Source organism: Kitasatospora sp. NPDC004723 (genome assembly GCF_040609255.1).
Lineage (GTDB): Bacteria > Actinomycetota > Actinomycetes > Streptomycetales > Streptomycetaceae > Kitasatospora.
This window is the reverse complement of sequence record NZ_JBEXJT010000036.1, coordinates 18,523-35,032: the sequence shown is the minus strand read 5'-3', so window position 1 is coordinate 35,032 and position 16,510 is coordinate 18,523. Positions and strand designations below refer to the sequence as shown.

The 16,510-nt window shown below is 73.3% G+C and carries 15 protein-coding genes; all 15 read left to right on the top strand.

The annotated features are described in order from the left end of the window. The first annotated feature begins 78 nt into the window (after positions 1-78). The 15 genes from ABZW10_RS27775 to cbiE all read left to right on the top strand — a co-directional run bounded on the left by ABZW10_RS27775 (position 79) and on the right by cbiE (position 16,202). Complete coding sequence (locus tag ABZW10_RS27775; protein ID WP_355370830.1) at positions 79-1,302, top strand: methyltransferase; 1,224 nt, start codon at positions 79-81, stop codon at positions 1,300-1,302. 100 nt (positions 1,303-1,402) lie between these two features. Further along, complete coding sequence (gene argC / locus ABZW10_RS27770; protein ID WP_355370828.1) at positions 1,403-2,431, top strand: N-acetyl-gamma-glutamyl-phosphate reductase; 1,029 nt, start codon at positions 1,403-1,405, stop codon at positions 2,429-2,431. After that, positions 2,428-3,600, top strand: a complete 1,173-nt coding sequence (gene argJ, locus ABZW10_RS27765; RefSeq protein WP_355370825.1) for a bifunctional glutamate N-acetyltransferase/amino-acid acetyltransferase ArgJ — start codon at positions 2,428-2,430, stop codon at positions 3,598-3,600. The genes argC and argJ overlap by 4 nt, the downstream gene beginning before the upstream one ends. Before the next feature lie 88 nt (positions 3,601-3,688). After that, positions 3,689-4,564 (top strand): acetylglutamate kinase, encoded by an 876-nt coding sequence (gene argB / locus ABZW10_RS27760; protein ID WP_355370945.1) that lies wholly within the window; start codon positions 3,689-3,691, stop codon positions 4,562-4,564. Further along, complete coding sequence (locus ABZW10_RS27755; RefSeq protein ID WP_355370822.1) at positions 4,561-5,823, top strand: acetylornithine transaminase; 1,263 nt, start codon at positions 4,561-4,563, stop codon at positions 5,821-5,823. The genes argB and ABZW10_RS27755 overlap by 4 nt, the downstream gene beginning before the upstream one ends. A gap of 17 nt (positions 5,824-5,840) precedes the next feature. After that, positions 5,841-6,389 (top strand): arginine repressor, encoded by a 549-nt coding sequence (locus ABZW10_RS27750; RefSeq protein WP_350545237.1) that lies wholly within the window; start codon positions 5,841-5,843, stop codon positions 6,387-6,389. 187 nt (positions 6,390-6,576) lie between these two features. Further along, the gene (locus ABZW10_RS27745) at positions 6,577-7,770 is read left to right on the top strand and encodes an argininosuccinate synthase (RefSeq protein WP_355370819.1); all 1,194 of its coding nucleotides are present in this window, start codon (positions 6,577-6,579) and stop codon (positions 7,768-7,770) included. Positions 7,771-7,856: 86 nt separating this feature from the next. After that, positions 7,857-9,290, top strand: coding sequence for an argininosuccinate lyase (argH, locus tag ABZW10_RS27740; protein WP_355370816.1), 1,434 nt, complete (start codon positions 7,857-7,859; stop codon positions 9,288-9,290). A gap of 113 nt (positions 9,291-9,403) precedes the next feature. Further along, on the top strand, positions 9,404-9,661 hold the full coding sequence (locus ABZW10_RS27735) for a hypothetical protein (RefSeq protein ID WP_355370814.1): 258 nt from the start codon (positions 9,404-9,406) through the stop codon (positions 9,659-9,661). Between the two features lie 406 nt (positions 9,662-10,067). Then, on the top strand, positions 10,068-10,568 hold the full coding sequence (locus tag ABZW10_RS27730) for a GNAT family N-acetyltransferase (RefSeq protein WP_355370811.1): 501 nt from the start codon (positions 10,068-10,070) through the stop codon (positions 10,566-10,568). Positions 10,569-11,138: 570 nt separating this feature from the next. Further along, on the top strand, positions 11,139-12,179 hold the full coding sequence (locus ABZW10_RS27725; protein ID WP_355370808.1) for an ATP-binding cassette domain-containing protein: 1,041 nt from the start codon (positions 11,139-11,141) through the stop codon (positions 12,177-12,179). Then, positions 12,176-12,919, top strand: coding sequence for a methionine ABC transporter permease (locus ABZW10_RS27720; protein WP_355370806.1), 744 nt, complete (start codon positions 12,176-12,178; stop codon positions 12,917-12,919). Before ABZW10_RS27725 ends, ABZW10_RS27720 begins: the two co-directional genes overlap by 4 nt. Before the next feature lie 59 nt (positions 12,920-12,978). Further along, complete coding sequence (locus ABZW10_RS27715; protein ID WP_355370803.1) at positions 12,979-13,809, top strand: MetQ/NlpA family ABC transporter substrate-binding protein; 831 nt, start codon at positions 12,979-12,981, stop codon at positions 13,807-13,809. A gap of 205 nt (positions 13,810-14,014) precedes the next feature. After that, positions 14,015-14,680, top strand: a complete 666-nt coding sequence (locus ABZW10_RS27710) for a GNAT family N-acetyltransferase (protein ID WP_355370800.1) — start codon at positions 14,015-14,017, stop codon at positions 14,678-14,680. Between the two features lie 226 nt (positions 14,681-14,906). After that, positions 14,907-16,202, top strand: a complete 1,296-nt coding sequence (cbiE, locus tag ABZW10_RS27705; RefSeq protein ID WP_355370798.1) for a precorrin-6y C5,15-methyltransferase (decarboxylating) subunit CbiE — start codon at positions 14,907-14,909, stop codon at positions 16,200-16,202. Positions 16,203-16,510: the final 308 nt, after the last annotated feature.

Below are 16,510 nucleotides of genomic sequence, written 5' to 3'. Positions count from 1 at the left end.
CAGTATCGGCCGCCGCCCCGGTCCGCGCTCGGGCGCCGGCCGTCCGGCCCGCGGCCCGGTCGGCTAGCCTGGGCGGCGATGAACCACCTCGCCACCACCGCCGCCGCGACCCCCTTCCCGACTCCGTGGGGCGGCCTCGACCTCACCCGCCACCCCGAGGACCCGCGCGAGCGGCTGCGCGCCTGGGACGCCGCCGACGAGTACCTGCTGCGGCACCTGGCCGGCGAGGCCGACTCCGCCGAGGGCCGGCCCACCGCCCTGGCCGGCCGCGCCGTCACCGTCCTCGGCGACCGCTGGGGCGCGCTGACCACCGCGCTCGCCACCGCCCCCGCCGAGCAGGCCCCCGCGCGGATCACCCAGATCAGCGACTCGCACCTCGCCCAGCGTGCCACCGCGGCCAACCTCGCCCGGGCCGGCGCCGGCGAGGGCGCCGCCCGGCTGCTCACCACCCGCGACACCCCGCCCGGGCGGACCGACGTCCTGCTGGTGCGCGTCCCCAAGAGCCTGGCCCTGCTGGAGGACCAGCTGCACCGGCTCGCCCCGGCCCTGCACCCGGACACGGTGGTCCTCGGCACCGGCATGACCACCGAGATCCACACCTCCACCCTGGAGCTCTTCGAGCGGATCCTCGGCCCCACCCGCACCTCGCTCGCGGTCCGCAAGGCCCGGCTGATCCTCTGCACCCCCGACCGGGCGCTCGACCCCGGCCCCAACCCCTGGCCGCACCGCTACGCCCTGCCCGGCGACATCGGCCCCGCCTCGGGCCGCACCGTGGTCAACCACGCCGGCACCTTCTGCGCCGACCGCCTCGACATCGGCACCCGCTTCCTGCTCGCCCACCTGCCCACCGCCGCCCCCGGGGCCCGGGTCGTCGACCTCGGCTGCGGCAACGGCGTGGTCGGCACCGCCGCCGCCCTGGCCGCCCCCGGCGCCCGGCTGGTCTTCGTCGACGAGTCCCACCAGGCGGTCGCCTCCGCCGAGGAGACCTTCCGCGCCAACCTCGGCCCGGACGCCCCCGCCGAGTTCCTCACCGCCGACGCGCTCGCCGACGCGGGCCTGCCGGCCGGCTCGGTGGACCTGGTGCTCAACAACCCGCCGTTCCACTCCCACCAGGCCACCACCGACGCCACCGCCTGGCGGATGTTCACCGGCGCCCGCCGCGCCCTGCGCCCCGGCGGCGAGCTGTGGGTGGTCGGCAACCGCCACCTGGGCTACCACGTCAAGCTGCGCCGGCTGTTCGGCAACTGCCGCACGGTCGCGGGCAATCCGAAGTTCGTGGTGCTCAAGGCCGTCAAGCGCTGAGCGGCGCCGCACCGGTCCGGCCCGCGGGCCGTCCTGCGCATACTCCTTGCATGAATGTTCCGTACTGCGTATATTCATGCCACGACGAAGGAGGAACGCCATGGCATTGCGAGTCGCCGTCGCCGGCGCGAGCGGGTACGCGGGCGGTGAGGTGCTGCGCCTGCTGCTCGGCCACCCCAAGGTGGAGATCGGGGCGCTGACCGGCGGCTCGAACGCGGGCACCCGGCTGGGGCTGCTCCAGCCGCACCTGCTGCCGCTGGCCGACCGGGTCCTGGAGCCGACCACCCCGGAGGTGCTGGCCGACCATGACGTGGTGTTCCTGGCGCTGCCGCACGGCCAGTCCGCCGCCGTCGCCGAGGCGCTCGGCCAGAACGTGCTGGTCGTCGACTGCGGCGCCGACTTCCGGCTGAAGGCCGCCGCCGACTGGGAGCAGTTCTACGGCTCCGCGCACGCCGGCACCTGGCCCTACGGCCTGCCCGAGCTGCCCGGCCACCGCGCCGCGCTCAAGGGCAGCAACCGGATCGCCGTCCCCGGCTGCTACCCGACGGCCGTCTCCCTCGCGCTGTTCCCCGCCTACGCGGCGGGCCTGGCCGAGCCCGAGGCGGTGGTCGTCGCCGCCTCCGGAACCTCCGGCGCCGGCAAGGCCGCCAAGACCCACCTGCTCGGCAGCGAGGTGATGGGCAGCGTCAGCGCCTACGGCGTCGGCGGTGTCCACCGGCACACCCCGGAGATGGCCCAGAACCTCACCCCGCTGGCGGGCGAGCCGGTCACCGTCTCCTTCACGCCCACCCTCGTCCCGATGCCGCGCGGCATCCTCGCCACCTGCTCCGCCAAGGCGAAGCCCGGGGTGGGCACCGAGGAGCTGCGCGCCGCCTACGCCGAGGCGTACGCCGACGAGCCGTTCGTCCATCTGCTTCCCGAGGGGCAGTGGCCGCAGACCAGCAGCGTCTACGGCTCCAACGTCGCGCTGGTGCAGGTCGTCCTGGACCCGGCCGCCGGGCGGATCGTGGCGATCAGCGCGATCGACAACCTGGTCAAGGGCACCGCCGGCGGCGCGGTGCAGAGCATGAACATCGCCCTCGGTCTGCCCGAGGAGCTGGGCCTTCCCGTGAACGGAGTCGCACCGTGACCGACCACCAGAACGTCGGCGTCACCGCCGCCCAGGGCTTCCGGGCCGCCGGCGTGACCGCCGGGATCAAGGCCTCCGGCACTCCCGACCTCGCGCTCGTCGTCAACGACGGGCCCTCGCTCGCCGCCGCCGGCGTCTTCACCTCCAACCGGGTCAAGGCCGCCCCCGTGCTCTGGTCCGAGCAGGTCCTCAAGGGCGGCACGGTCTCCGCCGTCGTCCTCAACTCCGGCGGCGCCAACGCCTGCACCGGCCCGCTGGGCTTCCAGGACACCCACGCCACCGCCGAGAAGGTCGCCGAGGAGCTGGAGCTCAACGCCGGCGAGGTCGCCGTCGCCTCCACCGGCCTGATCGGCGTGCGGCTGCCGATGGACATCCTGCTGCCGGGCGTCGGCGTGGCCGCCGCCGCGCTCAGCGCCACCGGCGGCGAGCAGGCCGCGATCGCCATCAAGACCACCGACACCGTGCACAAGACCGCCCAGGTCACCAGCCCGGCCGGCTGGACGGTCGGCGGCATGGCCAAGGGCGCCGGCATGCTCGCCCCGGGCCTGGCCACCATGCTGGTCGTGCTGACCACCGACGCCGAGGCGGACGCGGGCGTCCTGGACGCGGCGCTGCGCGGCGCCACCCGCACCACCTTCGACCGGATCGACTCCGACGGCTGCATGTCCACCAACGACACCGTGCTGCTGCTCGCCTCCGGCGCCAGCGGCACCGTCCCGGAGCGGGCCGAGTTCGACGAGGCCGTGCGCACCGTCTGCGCCGACCTGGCCCGCCAGCTGATCGGCGACGCCGAGGGCGCCAGCAAGGACATCCGGATCGACGTCACCGGCGCCGCCACCGAGCAGGAGGCCGTCGACGTCGCCCGGGTGATCAGCCGCAACAACCTCCTCAAGTGCGCCATCCACGGCGAGGACCCCAACTGGGGCCGGGTGCTGGCCGCGATCGGCACCACCGACGCCGCCTTCGACCCCGACCGCCTGGACGTCGCCATCAACGGCGTCTGGGTCTGCCGGGACGGCAGCGTGGGGGAGGACCGCGACCTGGTCGACATGACCGGCCGCGAGGTCGTCATCACCGCGAACCTCAACGCCGGCGAGGCCGGGGCCAGCCTGTGGACCAACGACCTCACCGCCGACTACGTGCACGAGAACAGCGCCTACTCCACCTGACCGTCGCCAGCAGAGCCGGGGAAGCAGAACAGTGCAGATCGCACCCAAGGGCGAACAGGCCCGCAACAACACCGCGTTGCCCAAGGCCATGACGCTCATCGAGGCCCTGCCGTGGCTGGAGCGCTTCCACGGCAAGACCGTGGTGATCAAGTTCGGCGGCAACGCCATGGTCGACGAGGAGCTCAAGGCGGCCTTCGCCAAGGACGTCGTCTTCCTGCGCTTCGCCGGTCTGCACCCCGTGGTGGTGCACGGCGGCGGCCCGCAGATCAACGCCCAGCTCGACAAGCTCGGCCTGGAGTCCTCCTTCACCAACGGCCTGCGGGTCACCACCCCCGAGACCATGGACGTGGTCCGGATGGTGCTCGCCGGGCAGGTGCAGCGCGAGCTCGTCGGCCTGCTCAACCAGCACGGCCCGTTCGCGGTCGGCCTGACCGGCGAGGACGCGCACACCATGACCGCCGTCAAGCGGTACGCGGTCGTGGACGGCGAGCAGGTCGACATCGGCCTGGTCGGCGACATCGTCAACATCGAGGCCGGCGCGGTGAAGGGGCTGATCGCCGACGGCCGCATCCCGGTGATCTCCTCGATCGCCCGCAGCACCGACGGCCACGTCTACAACATCAACGCCGACACCGCCGCCGCCGCCCTCGCGGTCGCGCTCGGTGCCGAGATGCTCGTCGTCCTCACCGACGTCGAGGGCCTCTACAAGGACTGGCCGCACTCCGACGACGTGATCAGCCAGCTCGACGCCTCCGAGCTGGAGGAGCTGCTGCCCACCCTGGGCAGCGGCATGCTGCCCAAGATGGAGGGCTGCCTGCGCGCCGTGCGCTCCGGCGTCGGCACCGCCCGCGTGCTGGACGGCCGGGTGCCGCACAGCCTGCTGCTGGAGATCTTCACCGACGAGGGAATCGGCACGATGGTCGTGCCGGACGACGAACCGACCGTGACCGGGGGACTCGCATGACTTCCGACGCCAGCACGACTTCCGACGCCGGCACGACCGCCGACGCCGGCACGACCGCCAACGCCCGGCTCACCGAGCGGTGGCAGCACGCCTTCACCGACAACTACGGCACCCCGCGGATCCCGCTGGTCCGCGGCGAGGGCAGCAAGCTCTGGGACGCCGACGGCAAGGAGTACACCGACCTGCTCGGCGGCATCGCCGTCAACGCCCTCGGCACCGCCCACCCGGCGGTCGTCGAGGCCGTCACCCGGCAGATCGCCACCCTCGGCCACGTCTCCAACCTGTTCATCGCCGAGCCCACCGTCGCCCTCGCCGAGCGGCTGCTGCACCTGGACGGCCGCCCCGGCCGGGTGTTCTTCTGCAACTCCGGCGCCGAGGCCAACGAGGCCGCCTTCAAGATCAGCCGCCGCACCGGCCGCACCCACCTGGTCGCCCTGCAGGGCGGCTTCCACGGCCGCACCATGGGCGCCCTGGCGCTCACCGGCCAGCCCGCCAAGCAGGACCCGTTCCGCCCGCTGCCCGGCGACGTCACGCACGTCCCGTTCGGCGACGTCGAGGCGCTGCGCGCGGCCGTCACCACCGAGACCGCGGCCGTCTTCCTGGAGCCGATCCAGGGCGAGAACGGTGCGATCCCGCTGCCCGACGGCTATCTGGCCGCGGCCCGTGAGATCACCTGCGCCACCGGCACCCTGCTGGTCCTGGACGAGATCCAGACCGGCGTCGGCCGCACCGGACACTGGTTCGCCCACCAGGCGTTCGAGGGCATCGAGCCGGACGTCGTCACGCTGGCCAAGGCGCTCGGCGGCGGCCTGCCGATGGGCGCGGTGCTGGCCTTCGGCGAGGCGGCCGAGCTGCTCACCCCGGGCCAGCACGGCACCACCTTCGGCGGCAACCCGGTGGCCGCGGCGGCCGGTCTCGCGGTGCTGGACACCATCGAGTCGCAGGGCCTGCTGGAGCACGCGCGCAAGATCGGGGACCGGCTGCGGCACGGTGTCGAGGCGCTCGACGACCCGCTGGTCTCGCACGTGCGCGGGGCCGGGCTGCTGCTGGGCATCGTGCTCACCGAGCCGGTGTCGGCGAAGATCCAGGCGGGCCTGCAGGAGGCCGGGTTCCTGGTGAACGCCGCGGTGCCGGACGCGGTGCGGCTGGCGCCGCCGCTGGTGCTGACCGAGCAGGAGGCGGACGCCTTCCTGGCGGCGCTGCCGGCCGTCCTGCGGGCCGTCCGCGAGGACGCCCCGGACGATGCGAACCGAGCGTAGTCCGGGAGAATAATCACATGACCGTACCCAACTCTGAGCAGTCCGCCGCCGGCCCGACGCCGCAGGTCCCGCAGACCCGCACCGCGCGCCACCGGAGGATCGTGGACCTGCTCACCCGCCAGCCCGTGCGCTCGCAGAGCCAGCTCGCCAAGCTGCTCGCCGACGACGGACTCGTGGTCACCCAGGCCACCCTCTCCCGGGACCTGGACGAGCTGGGCGCGGTGAAGATCCGCAACCGGGACGGCGCGCTCATCTACGCCGTCCCGGCCGAGGGCGGCGACCGCACCCCGCGCGCGCCGATGGGGGAGTCCGCCACCGAGGGCCGGATGGCCCGGCTGGCCGGCGAGCTCATGGTCTCCGCCACCGCCTCGGGCAACCTGGTCGTGCTGCGCACGCCGCCCGGCGCGGCGCAGTTCCTGGCCTCGGCGATCGACCAGGCGGAGGTGTTCGAGATCATCGGCACCATCGCCGGCGACGACACCGTCCTGCTGATCAGCCGCGACCCGGCCGGCGGCCAGGCCCTCGCCGACCACCTGATGCAACTCGCCCAGGCGAAGGCGCAGTAGCCCCGTTCCACCCTCCGCTCCACTTCCTGTGCGACCCTCTGTTCCACCCCGGTGGGCCCGGCTCCGGCCGGGCCCACCGGCGTATCCGGATCCCGCCTGGTGGACCGGGTTTTGAGTTTCATACGGAGTAGTGCATACTTATGCCTATCGCCGTAAGCCTGTTCGCACAGTTGTGAAGGAGAAAGCCGTGACCGAGCGCGTCGTACTCGCCTACTCGGGCGGTCTGGACACGTCCGTCTGCATCGGCTGGATCGCCGAGGAGACGGGCGCGGAGGTCATCGCCGTCGCCGTCGACGTCGGCCAGGGCGGCGAGGACCTGGACGTCATCCGCCAGCGGGCGCTGGACTGCGGTGCCGTCGAGGCCGAGGTCGCCGACGCCCGCGAGGAGTTCGCCGACGAGTACTGCCTGCCGGCCCTCAAGGCCAACGCCCTCTACCAGGGCGAGTACCCCCTGGTGTCGGCCCTCTCGCGGCCCGTCATCGTCAAGCACCTGGTCGCCGCCGCGCAGAAGCACGGCGCCACCACCGTCGCCCACGGCTGCACCGGCAAGGGCAACGACCAGGTCCGCTTCGAGGTCGGCATCAACTCCCTCGCCCCGGGCCTCAAGTGCATCGCCCCGGTCCGCGACTACGCGATGACCCGGGACAAGGCCATCGCCTTCGCCGAGGCCAAGGGCCTGCCGATCGCCACCACCAAGAAGTCCCCGTACTCGATCGACCAGAACGTCTTCGGGCGGGCCGTCGAGACCGGCTTCCTGGAGGACATCTGGAACGCCCCGATCGAGGACGTCTACGAGTACACCCAGAACCCGGCCGTCCCGCGCGAGGCCGACGAGGTCGTCATCACCTTCGAGGCCGGCGTCCCGGTCGCGATCGACGGCCGCAAGGTGACCGTCCTGCAGGCCATCGAGGAGCTCAACAAGCGGGCCGGTGCCCAGGGCATCGGCCGCCTCGACATGGTCGAGGACCGGCTGGTCGGCATCAAGTCCCGGGAGATCTACGAGGCCCCCGGCGCGATCGCCCTGATCACCGCCCACCAGGCGCTGGAGAACGTCACCGTCGAGCGCGAGCTCGCCCGCTACAAGCGGCAGGTCGAGCAGCGCTGGGCCGAGCTGGTCTACGACGGCCTGTGGTTCTCCCCGCTCAAGCGCGCCCTCGACGGCTTCGTCAACGAGGCCAACCAGCACGTCTCCGGCGACATCCGGATGGTCCTGCACGGCGGCCGGGCCGTCGTCAACGGCCGGAAGTCCGAGCAGTCGCTGTACGACTTCAACCTCGCCACCTACGACACCGGCGACACCTTCGACCAGTCGATGTCCAAGGGCTTCATCGAGATCTTCGGCCTCTCCTCGAAGATCGCCGCCCGGCGCGACCAGGGCTGATCCCGCCCCGGCCCCGGCCGCGCCCCCTCCCGGCGGCCGGCCGGGGCCACCCCCTCCACCTTCCGCACGTCAGTAAGGAGCCTGCGATGTCCGCCGACCAGCCCGCACCCGGTGGCGACGTCCGCCTCTGGGGCGCCCGCTTCGCCGACGGCCCGTCCGAGGCCCTGGCCAGGCTCTCCGCCTCGGTGCACTTCGACTGGCGCCTCGCCCCCTACGACATCGCCGGATCCAAGGCCCACGCCCGCGTCCTGCACAAGGCCGGCCTGCTCAGCGACGACGAACTCGCCGCCATGCACGACGGACTCGACCGGCTGCTCGCCGACGTCGAGGCCGGCACCTTCACCGGCACCATCGCCGACGAGGACGTCCACACCGCCCTGGAGCGCGGCCTGCTGGAGCGCCTGGGCCCCGACCTCGGCGGCAAGCTGCGGGCCGGCCGCTCCCGCAACGACCAGATCGCCACCCTCTTCCGGATGTACCTGCGGGACCACGCGAAGACCATCGGCGGCCTGCTGCTCGACCTCCAGCACGCCCTGGTCGGCCTCGCCGAGGCCCACCCGGACACCGCGATGCCGGGCCGCACCCACCTCCAGCACGCCCAGCCCGTGCTCTTCGCCCACCACGTCCTCGCGCACGTGCAGGCCCTCGGCCGCGACGCCGAGCGGCTGCGCCAGTGGGACGCCCGCACCGCCGTCTCCCCCTACGGCTCCGGAGCCCTGGCCGGCTCCTCGCTCGGCCTGGACCCGCAGGCCGTCGCCGCCGACCTCGGCTTCGAGGGCGGCTCGGTCGGCAACTCCATCGACGGCACCGCCTCGCGCGACTTCGTCGCCGAATTCGCCTTCGTCACCGCGATGATCGGGATCAACCTCTCCCGCATCGCGGAGGAGGTGATCATCTGGAACACCAAGGAGTTCGGCTTCATCACGCTGCACGACGCCTTCTCCACCGGCTCGTCGATCATGCCGCAGAAGAAGAACCCCGACATCGCCGAACTCGCCCGCGGCAAGTCCGGCCGGCTCATCGGCAACCTCACCGGCCTGCTCGCCACCCTCAAGGCCCTCCCGCTCGCCTACAACCGCGACCTGCAGGAGGACAAGGAGCCGGTCTTCGACTCCTGCGACACCCTCGAGGTCCTGCTGCCCGCCTTCACCGGCATGATGGCCACCCTCACCGTCCACCGCGAGCGGCTGGAGGAACTCGCCCCGGCCGGCTTCTCCCTCGCCACCGACATCGCCGAATGGCTCGTCAAGCAGGGCGTGCCGTTCCGCGTCGCGCACGAGGTCGCCGGCGCCTGCGTCAAGGAGTGCGAGGCCCACGGCATCGAGCTCGCCGACCTGACGGACGCGCAGTTCGCCGCCATCTCCGCGCACCTCACCCCCGAGGTCCGCACCGTGCTCAGCGTCCACGGCGCCATCGCCTCCCGCAACGGCCGCGGCGGCACCGCCCCCGACGCCGTCGCCGTCCAGCTCGCCGAGGTCAAGGCCGACCTCACCGCCCAGCAGGAGTGGGTGACCGGCTGACCACCGGAGGTCCACCCGGGGGAGGGGCGCGGCGGACGAACCGCCGCGCCCCTCCCGCGCGCACGCCACCGGACGCCCGTAACCGGCGGAGCCCCCGCCGGGTCAAGCACGGCATGTGCACCGAGCTCCCGCCCCACCCGTCCGCCGAGGACGAGGTCCTCGCCGGCCTGCGCCGTCGCCTGGTCCGCGAGGCCGTCGCCGCCCTGCCCGGACGCTGCCCGCAACTGGTCGCCGCCCTCGCCGAGGACCCGCCGCCGACCTACCGCGAGCTCGCCGACCGCCTCGGCATGCCGCGCGGCTCCATCGGTCCCACCCGCGCCCGCTGCCTCGCCTGCCTGCGCGCCCTGCTGCGCGCCGAGCGCCACGCCTGACCCGGCCCGCCGTGACCCCGCTCACCCGGGCCCCGCCGCCGTCGCCCCTTCTGCCGTCACCCCCGCGCCGTCACCGCCTCGGACGTGACGCCCGCCCCGTCCGCCCCTCCCGTCACCCGCCCGGCCGGGCGTGACCCTCGCCACGTCCGGCGGCCGTGAGGTTGAGCTGAGCTGACACACGGGTAAGGCGCTGGCGAACGCCGCTCTTGACGGTGACGTGCCCGCCCCGATACTGACCGTGGGCGCGTTGCCGCCGACACGGCCCCACCAGGGCCGTGCGGGCCGGTACGTTCGTGCGCCACCCCGGTCTGGGCGGATCCCCGGCCGGGACAACACCTCCGGCAGGGAAACCGGTGCGACACCCTCACGATCGCGCGCCGGAACAAGGATGGGGAGGCCCCCGCACATGGGCATGAGCGTCATCATTTCGACCGCCGACACGGACGACGCGGAGCAGATCCTCAAGCTCCAGTACCTCGGCTATCAGAGCGAGGCCGAACTCTACGGGGACTGGGCCATCGAGCCGCTGACCCAGACCCTGGACAGCATGCGCACCGAACTGACCGAGCAGCACGTCCTGGTCGCCCGCCTCGGCGACGAGGTCGTCGGCACCGTCCGCGGCCATGTCGGCGCCGACGGCATCGGCCGGATAGGGCGCCTGGTCGTCCACCCCCGCATGCAGCGCCACGGCCTCGGCGGCCGGCTGCTGGAAGCCCTCGAACAGCGGCTCGCCGAGCACGGCGCGGTGACCTCCTACCGGCTCTTCACCGGTCAGCGCAGCCTCGGCAACCTGCGCCTCTACGCCCGTCAGGGCTACCGGCAGACCACCGTCGAACAGGTCAGCGGCCGGCTCACCCTGGTGCACCTGGAGAAGCCCGCCACCGCCGTGCTCGCCGCCACCGCCTGAACCCCGCCCGGACCCCCCGACCGTCGCGGTCCTCGTCGGCGCCGCCACCATTCGGACCACGGTGGCGGCGCCGAGCCGCGTCGCCGCAGGTCAAGTCGATCACTGTCCGTATTGCGGACAGCGATGCCGAATAATTGGGGTTCCCCCGGCCCATCTGTTTTACTGGCTCACATGACTGCGACGACGAAATGGACCCCCACCGGCACACTGCCGGCAGGTGAGCGTGCCATGTGCCGTCGAATGTGTCACCGCTGAGGGCCACCGCCCCCGGCACCCGTTGAGAGTGCCAACCCTCGCGCCCCGAAGCGAGAACCCCGCGCCGCTCCCGTCCGTGTGAGCGCGCCCGCTCCCGCCGCACCCCTCCCCGCACCCGTCACCCCCCCACCCGTCCGCCCGCCCGCGGACACGGTGAACCGCCAGGGCCGCGCCTCCGCGCGGTCCGGACGGCCGACGGCCGCGACCGGGGGACGGCGGATCGCACCCCCCAGGCGTGACGCCGTCGCGCGTCGCCGACCGCACCCCCCGGTGCGGCGGCCGCCCGCCGCCCGCCCCCGACTTACGGAAGCAGTTGTGATCACCACCACGGACCTCACCAAGGTCTACCGATCCCGTGGCCGCGAGGTGACCGCCCTCGCCGGCGTCGACCTCCACGTCCGCCCCGGCGAGGTCTACGGAGTCGTCGGCACCAGCGGCGCCGGCAAGTCCACCCTCATCCGCTGCGTCAACATGCTGGAGCGGCCCACCTCCGGCACCGTCACCGTGGACGGCGTCGAACTCACCGCCCTCTCCGGCGGCGAGAACCGGGCCGGCAAGGAGCTGCGCGAGGCACGCCGCCGGATCGGCATGGTCTTCCAGCACTTCAACCTGCTCTCCTCCCGGACCGTCCAGCAGAACGTCGAACTCCCGCTGGAGATCATCGGCCTGGACCGCACCGAGCGCCGCCGCAAGGCCGCCGAGCTCCTCGATCTCGTCGGCCTCGCCGACAAGGCCCGCAGCTACCCCGGCCAGCTCTCCGGCGGCCAGAAGCAGCGCGTCGGCATCGCCCGCGCCCTCGCCGGCGACCCCAAGGTGCTGCTCTCCGACGAGGCCACCTCGGCGCTCGACCCCGAGACCACCCGCTCCATCCTCAAGCTGCTGCGCGACCTCAACCAGCAGCTCGGCCTCACCGTGCTGCTCATCACCCACGAGATGGACGTCATCAAGTCCGTCTGCGACTCCGCCGCCCTGATGCGCGGCGGCCGGGTCGTCGAGTCCGGCGCCCTCGGCGACCTGCTCGCCCGGCCGGACTCCGAGCTGGCCCGCGAACTCTTCCCGCTCGGCGAGTTCGGCACCGGCCACCCCGGCGCCACCGTGCTGGAGATCACCTTCCAGGGCGACACCTCCGCCCAGCCCTTCGTCTCCCAGCTCGCCCGCACCTACCAGATCGACATCAACATCCTCGGCGCCGCGGTCGAGACCATCGCCGGACGCATGGTCGGCCGGATGCGGGTCGAACTGCCCGGCAGCCACCAGGACAACGTGGTGCCCATCGGCTTCCTGCGCGAGCAGGGCCTGCAGGTCGACGTCCTCGACGCCGCCCGCACCGCGAGCACGAAGGGAGCGGCGGCATGACCTGGGACCAGATGCAGGAACTGATGGGGCCCGCCACCTGGGAGACCCTCCAGATGGTCGGCGCCGCCACCGTCGGCACCGTCCTGTTCGGACTGCCGCTCGGCGTGCTGCTGGTACTCACCGACAAGGGCGGCCTGCTGCAGAACCGGCCCGTCAACAAGGTGCTCGGCGCCGCCGTCAACATCGCCCGCTCGGTGCCGTTCATCATCCTGATGATCGCCCTGATCTCCTTCACCCGCTGGCTGGTCGGCACCTCCATCGGCTGGCAGGCCGCGACCGTGCCGCTCACCATCGGCGCGATCCCCTTCTTCGCCCGCCTCGTCGAGACCTCCGTGCGCGAGGTCGACCGCGGCCTGGTCGAGGCCGTCCAGGCGATGGGCGGCTCCACCTGGACCATCGTCCGCAAGACGCTGATCCCCGAAGCCCTGCCCGGCCTGGTCGCCTCCGTCACCACCACGATCATCACCCTGGTCAGCTACTCCGCCATGGCCGGCGCGGTCGGCGGCGGCGGCCTCGGCACCCTCGCCATCAACTACGGCTACTTCCGCTTCGAGACCGCCTTCATGTGGATCATCGTCGCCGAACTGGTGATCATCGTCACCGTCGTGCAGCTGATCGGCGACCAGGCCGTCCGCTCCCTCGCCCACCGCGGCCGCACCGGCGGACGGACCCGCCTGCTGCGCCCCCGCGTCCCCGCCGCCCGGGCCGCCGCCGACGAGAACGAGCTCGTCGCCCCCTAGACCTCCCGGCGTCCGAACCCGGACCCGGCTCCCCGGTACCACGCAGAAAGGCACTTTTCGTGCGCAACGTTCTGAAGTTCACCAGCGTCCTCGCCACCGCCGGCATCGCCCTCTCCCTCGCGGCCTGCGGCAGCAACGGCGACTCGAAGTCCTCCTCGGACCCGAACGCGCCGCTCACCGTCGCCGCCACCCCCACCCCGCACGGCCAGATCCTCAAGTACGTCAAGGACAACCTGGCGGAGAAGGCCGGCCTCAAGCTCACCATCAAGGAGGTCACCGACTACGTGACCCCCAACACCGCGGTGCAGGACGGCTCGGCCGACGCCAACTACTTCCAGCACGTGCCGTACCTGGAGGACTTCAACAAGAAGCACGGCACCCAGATCGTCTCCGTCGAGACGGTCCACCTGGAGCCGCTCGGCCTCTACTCCAAGAAGGCCAAGGCCATCGGCGACATCAAGGACGGCGCCACCGTCGGCCTGCCCAACGACGCCACCAACGAGGGCCGCGCGCTCAAGCTCCTCGCCGACAACAACCTGATCACCCTCAAGGACGGCGTCGGCACCGCCGCCACCCCCGCCGACGTCACCGGCAACCCGAAGAACCTCAAGTGGAAGGAGCTGGAGGCCGCCCAGCTGCCCCGCTCCATCGACGACCTGGACGCCGCCGTCATCAACGGCAACTTCGCCATCGACGCCGGCCTCAAGCCCACCAGCGACTCGCTCATCCTGGAGAAGGCCGAGGGCAACCCCTACGCCAACATCCTCGCGGTCAAGCAGGGCAAGGAGAACGACCCCCGGGTCAAGAAGCTCGCCGAGCTGCTCCACTCGCCCGAGGTGAAGAAGTACATCGACGACACCTTCAAGGGCGCCGTCATCCCGGCGTTCTGATCCACGCCGACCGCGCCACCGACCCGTCCCGCCGGACACCACCGGGCCCCCGCCGCAAGCAGGCGGGGGCCCGGTCGGGCAGTATGCACCAGTGACGGTCCGACAGACCCACTTCTGACGTACCGTCGTCCGGTCCGTGCACCGCGTGACAACCCGGCACCGGCGAGGCGTACGGTGTGTCCACGACCCGGCGAGGAGAGACGGCATGGCAGCGAGCTTCCCCGAGACCGCCATCAGCACCGAGAGGCTGCTGCTGCGCCCGCTTGCGGAGGACGACGCCCCCGGACTGGCCGCCATGATGGCCGACGAACTCGTCCTGGCCTGGACCGACCAGCCGCACCCCTGTACCGAGGCCCACGCCGTCGAGCTGGCCCGCACCCTCGCCCCCGCCCACCGCGCCGCCGGCCACGGCATCGTCCTCGCCGTCACCGAGCACCTCACCCAGCGCCTGGTCGGCCTCGTCGAACTCCGCAACACCGACTGGCGGCTGCGCTCCACCGAGATCTCCTTCATCACCGCCGCCTGGGCCCGCGGCGAGGGCTACGCCCCCGAGGCCGTCCTCGGCGTCGCCCAGTGGCTCTTCGAGGACCGCGGCTTCCTGCGCCTGGAACTGCGCACCGCCGCCGGCAACACCGCCGCCCAGCAGGTCGCCCAGAAGATCGGCGGCATCAGCGAGGGCGTGCTGCGCAGCGCCTGGATAGTGCGCGGCGAGGTGAGCGAGGTCGGCTCCGGGGCGCCCGCAGGTCAGCGGGCCGGGGGAGAGAGCCGCAGCGACCTCATCCTGTGGAGCCTGCTGCCCGAGGACCTCGAAGCGCCCGAGGCCCCGGCCCCCGCCTGGGCCGGGGGCGACCGCTACGTCCTGCGCGACTGAACCGTCCCCGCCCGGCCTGCGCCCGCCCGGCCTGCGCCCGCCCGGTCCCCACCAGCCCGGTCCCACCCGTGCGGTCCGCCCCGTTCGGTCCGCTCCGTCCGCCGCGCCCGTCGTGCACAGGTGTGCGAGATGTCCGCGCCGAGGGGATCGCACCCGGTAGCCTCTGACCGGCGCCGCACACCGGCGTCGCCTGTCGGCGCACGGATGGCGAGGGAGACGGCCGCAGATGGCTGACCGGATCACGGTCGTCGGGTGGGACGGAACACCGCTGACCGAGGCCGCCGCCGCGGCCCTCGCCGCGGCCACCCTGGTGGCCGGCGCCCCCTACCAGCTCAAGGCCCTCCCGGTACCGCCCGGCGCCGAACGCCTCGCCCTCGGCAGCATCCAGCTCGCCGCCCGCCGGATCGCCGAACACCGCGGCGCCGCCGTCGTCATCGCCGAGGGTGACCCCGGCTTCTTCGGCGTCGTCCGCACCCTGCGCCGCCCCGAGTACGGCCTCGAACTCGAAGTCCTCCCCGCCGTCTCCTCCGTCGCCGCCGCCTTCGCCCGCGCCGGCATGCCCTGGGAGGACGCCCAGGTCGTCAGCGCCCACGGCGGGCGGCTGCGCCGCGCCGCCAACGTCTGCCGCGCCCACCCCAAGGTCGCCGTCCTCAGCGCCCCCGGCGCCGGACCCAGCGAACTCGCCCTGATGCTCCGCGGCGTCCACCGCACCTTCGTCGTCTGCGAGGCCCTCGGCACCCCCGACGAGGACGTCACCGTCCTCACCTCCGACCGCGTCGCCGACCACATCTGGCGCGACCCCAGCGTCGTACTGGTGATCGGCGGCAGCAGCGCCGGCGGCCCCGGCGGCGGACCGCAGAGCGGCGCCGCCGGCGAAGCGGCCGGCTGGATCGCCGGACGCCCCGTCGGCTACCCCGGCCCCGACCGCGGCTGGGCGCTGCCGACCGACACCTACACCGGCACCGGGCGCACGCCCGGCGCCACCGACACGCTCCCGGCGCACGTCCGCGCGCTCGTGCTCGCCCGCCTCGGCGCGCGCCCCGGCGACCTCGTCTGGTCCGTCGGCGCCGGCAGCGGCGCACTCGCCGTCGAGGCCGCCCGCTTCGGCGCCGCCGTCGTCGCCGTCGAAGCCGACGCGGCCGCCTGCGCCCGCCTCGCCGTCAACGCCCGCCGCTACGGCGTCGAGGTCGAGACCGTCCACGGCCACGGCCCCGACGTCCTCGGCGAACTCCCCGAACCCGACGCCGCCGTCGTCGAGACCGGCGGACCGCAAGCCGTGCGCGCCGTCCTCTCCCGCCGCCCCGAACGCATCGTCGCCGTCGCCCGCACCCTCGCCGAGGCCGAGGAGGTCCGCCGCACCATCGCCGAGGCGGGCTACCGCGCCGACGGCGCGCTGCTCCAGTCCGCGCCCCTCCTCGCGCCCTCCGGTACCCCCGGCGCGGCCGGCGACGGCGGCCACGGGCTGCGCCTCGGTGTGGGCGACCCCGGCACCTTCCTGCTCTGGGGTGAGCAGAAAGCGTGAAGGCCCGGTGCCGCCCGCCCCGGCCGGACGGTGATCCAGGTCGCATCCGGACACCGATTCGAGAGGCGGCCCCGCCGGGCCGGTAGTGTGGCGTCCGGGACGGCTGCGGCCTCCGCCGGCCCGCGCGATCCGGCCTGTTCGTCGCCGATCCGACGCGGTACGGACCGGTACGGCTCGAAGTGTGGGCAATTCGACGGGCCGCCCGCCGGACCTGGAGAATGCCGTAGGGTCCGGTGCGGTCGTGCCGGTTGCCCCGGCTTGTCGTTGTTTCAGATGACGCGCCATCCCCCGCGGGTGGTGCGCGGGCC

What these genes read in the sequence shown, in the direction of transcription:
- ABZW10_RS27720 (WP_355370806.1), top strand. Translation starts at nt 12,176, where the DNA reads ATGACCTGGGACCAGATGCAGGAACTGATGGGGCCCGCCACCTGGGAG.
- argB (WP_355370945.1), top strand. Translation starts at nt 3,689, where the DNA reads ATGACGCTCATCGAGGCCCTGCCGTGGCTGGAGCGCTTCCACGGCAAG.
- ABZW10_RS27730 (WP_355370811.1), top strand. Translation starts at nt 10,068, where the DNA reads ATGGGCATGAGCGTCATCATTTCGACCGCCGACACGGACGACGCGGAG.
- ABZW10_RS27775 (WP_355370830.1), top strand. Translation starts at nt 79, where the DNA reads ATGAACCACCTCGCCACCACCGCCGCCGCGACCCCCTTCCCGACTCCG.
- ABZW10_RS27750 (WP_350545237.1), top strand. Translation starts at nt 5,841, where the DNA reads ATGACCGTACCCAACTCTGAGCAGTCCGCCGCCGGCCCGACGCCGCAG.
- ABZW10_RS27735 (WP_355370814.1), top strand. Translation starts at nt 9,404, where the DNA reads ATGTGCACCGAGCTCCCGCCCCACCCGTCCGCCGAGGACGAGGTCCTC.
- cbiE (WP_355370798.1), top strand. Translation starts at nt 14,907, where the DNA reads ATGGCTGACCGGATCACGGTCGTCGGGTGGGACGGAACACCGCTGACC.
- argH (WP_355370816.1), top strand. Translation starts at nt 7,857, where the DNA reads ATGTCCGCCGACCAGCCCGCACCCGGTGGCGACGTCCGCCTCTGGGGC.
- argC (WP_355370828.1), top strand. Translation starts at nt 1,403, where the DNA reads ATGGCATTGCGAGTCGCCGTCGCCGGCGCGAGCGGGTACGCGGGCGGT.
- ABZW10_RS27710 (WP_355370800.1), top strand. Translation starts at nt 14,015, where the DNA reads ATGGCAGCGAGCTTCCCCGAGACCGCCATCAGCACCGAGAGGCTGCTG.
- ABZW10_RS27755 (WP_355370822.1), top strand. Translation starts at nt 4,561, where the DNA reads ATGACTTCCGACGCCAGCACGACTTCCGACGCCGGCACGACCGCCGAC.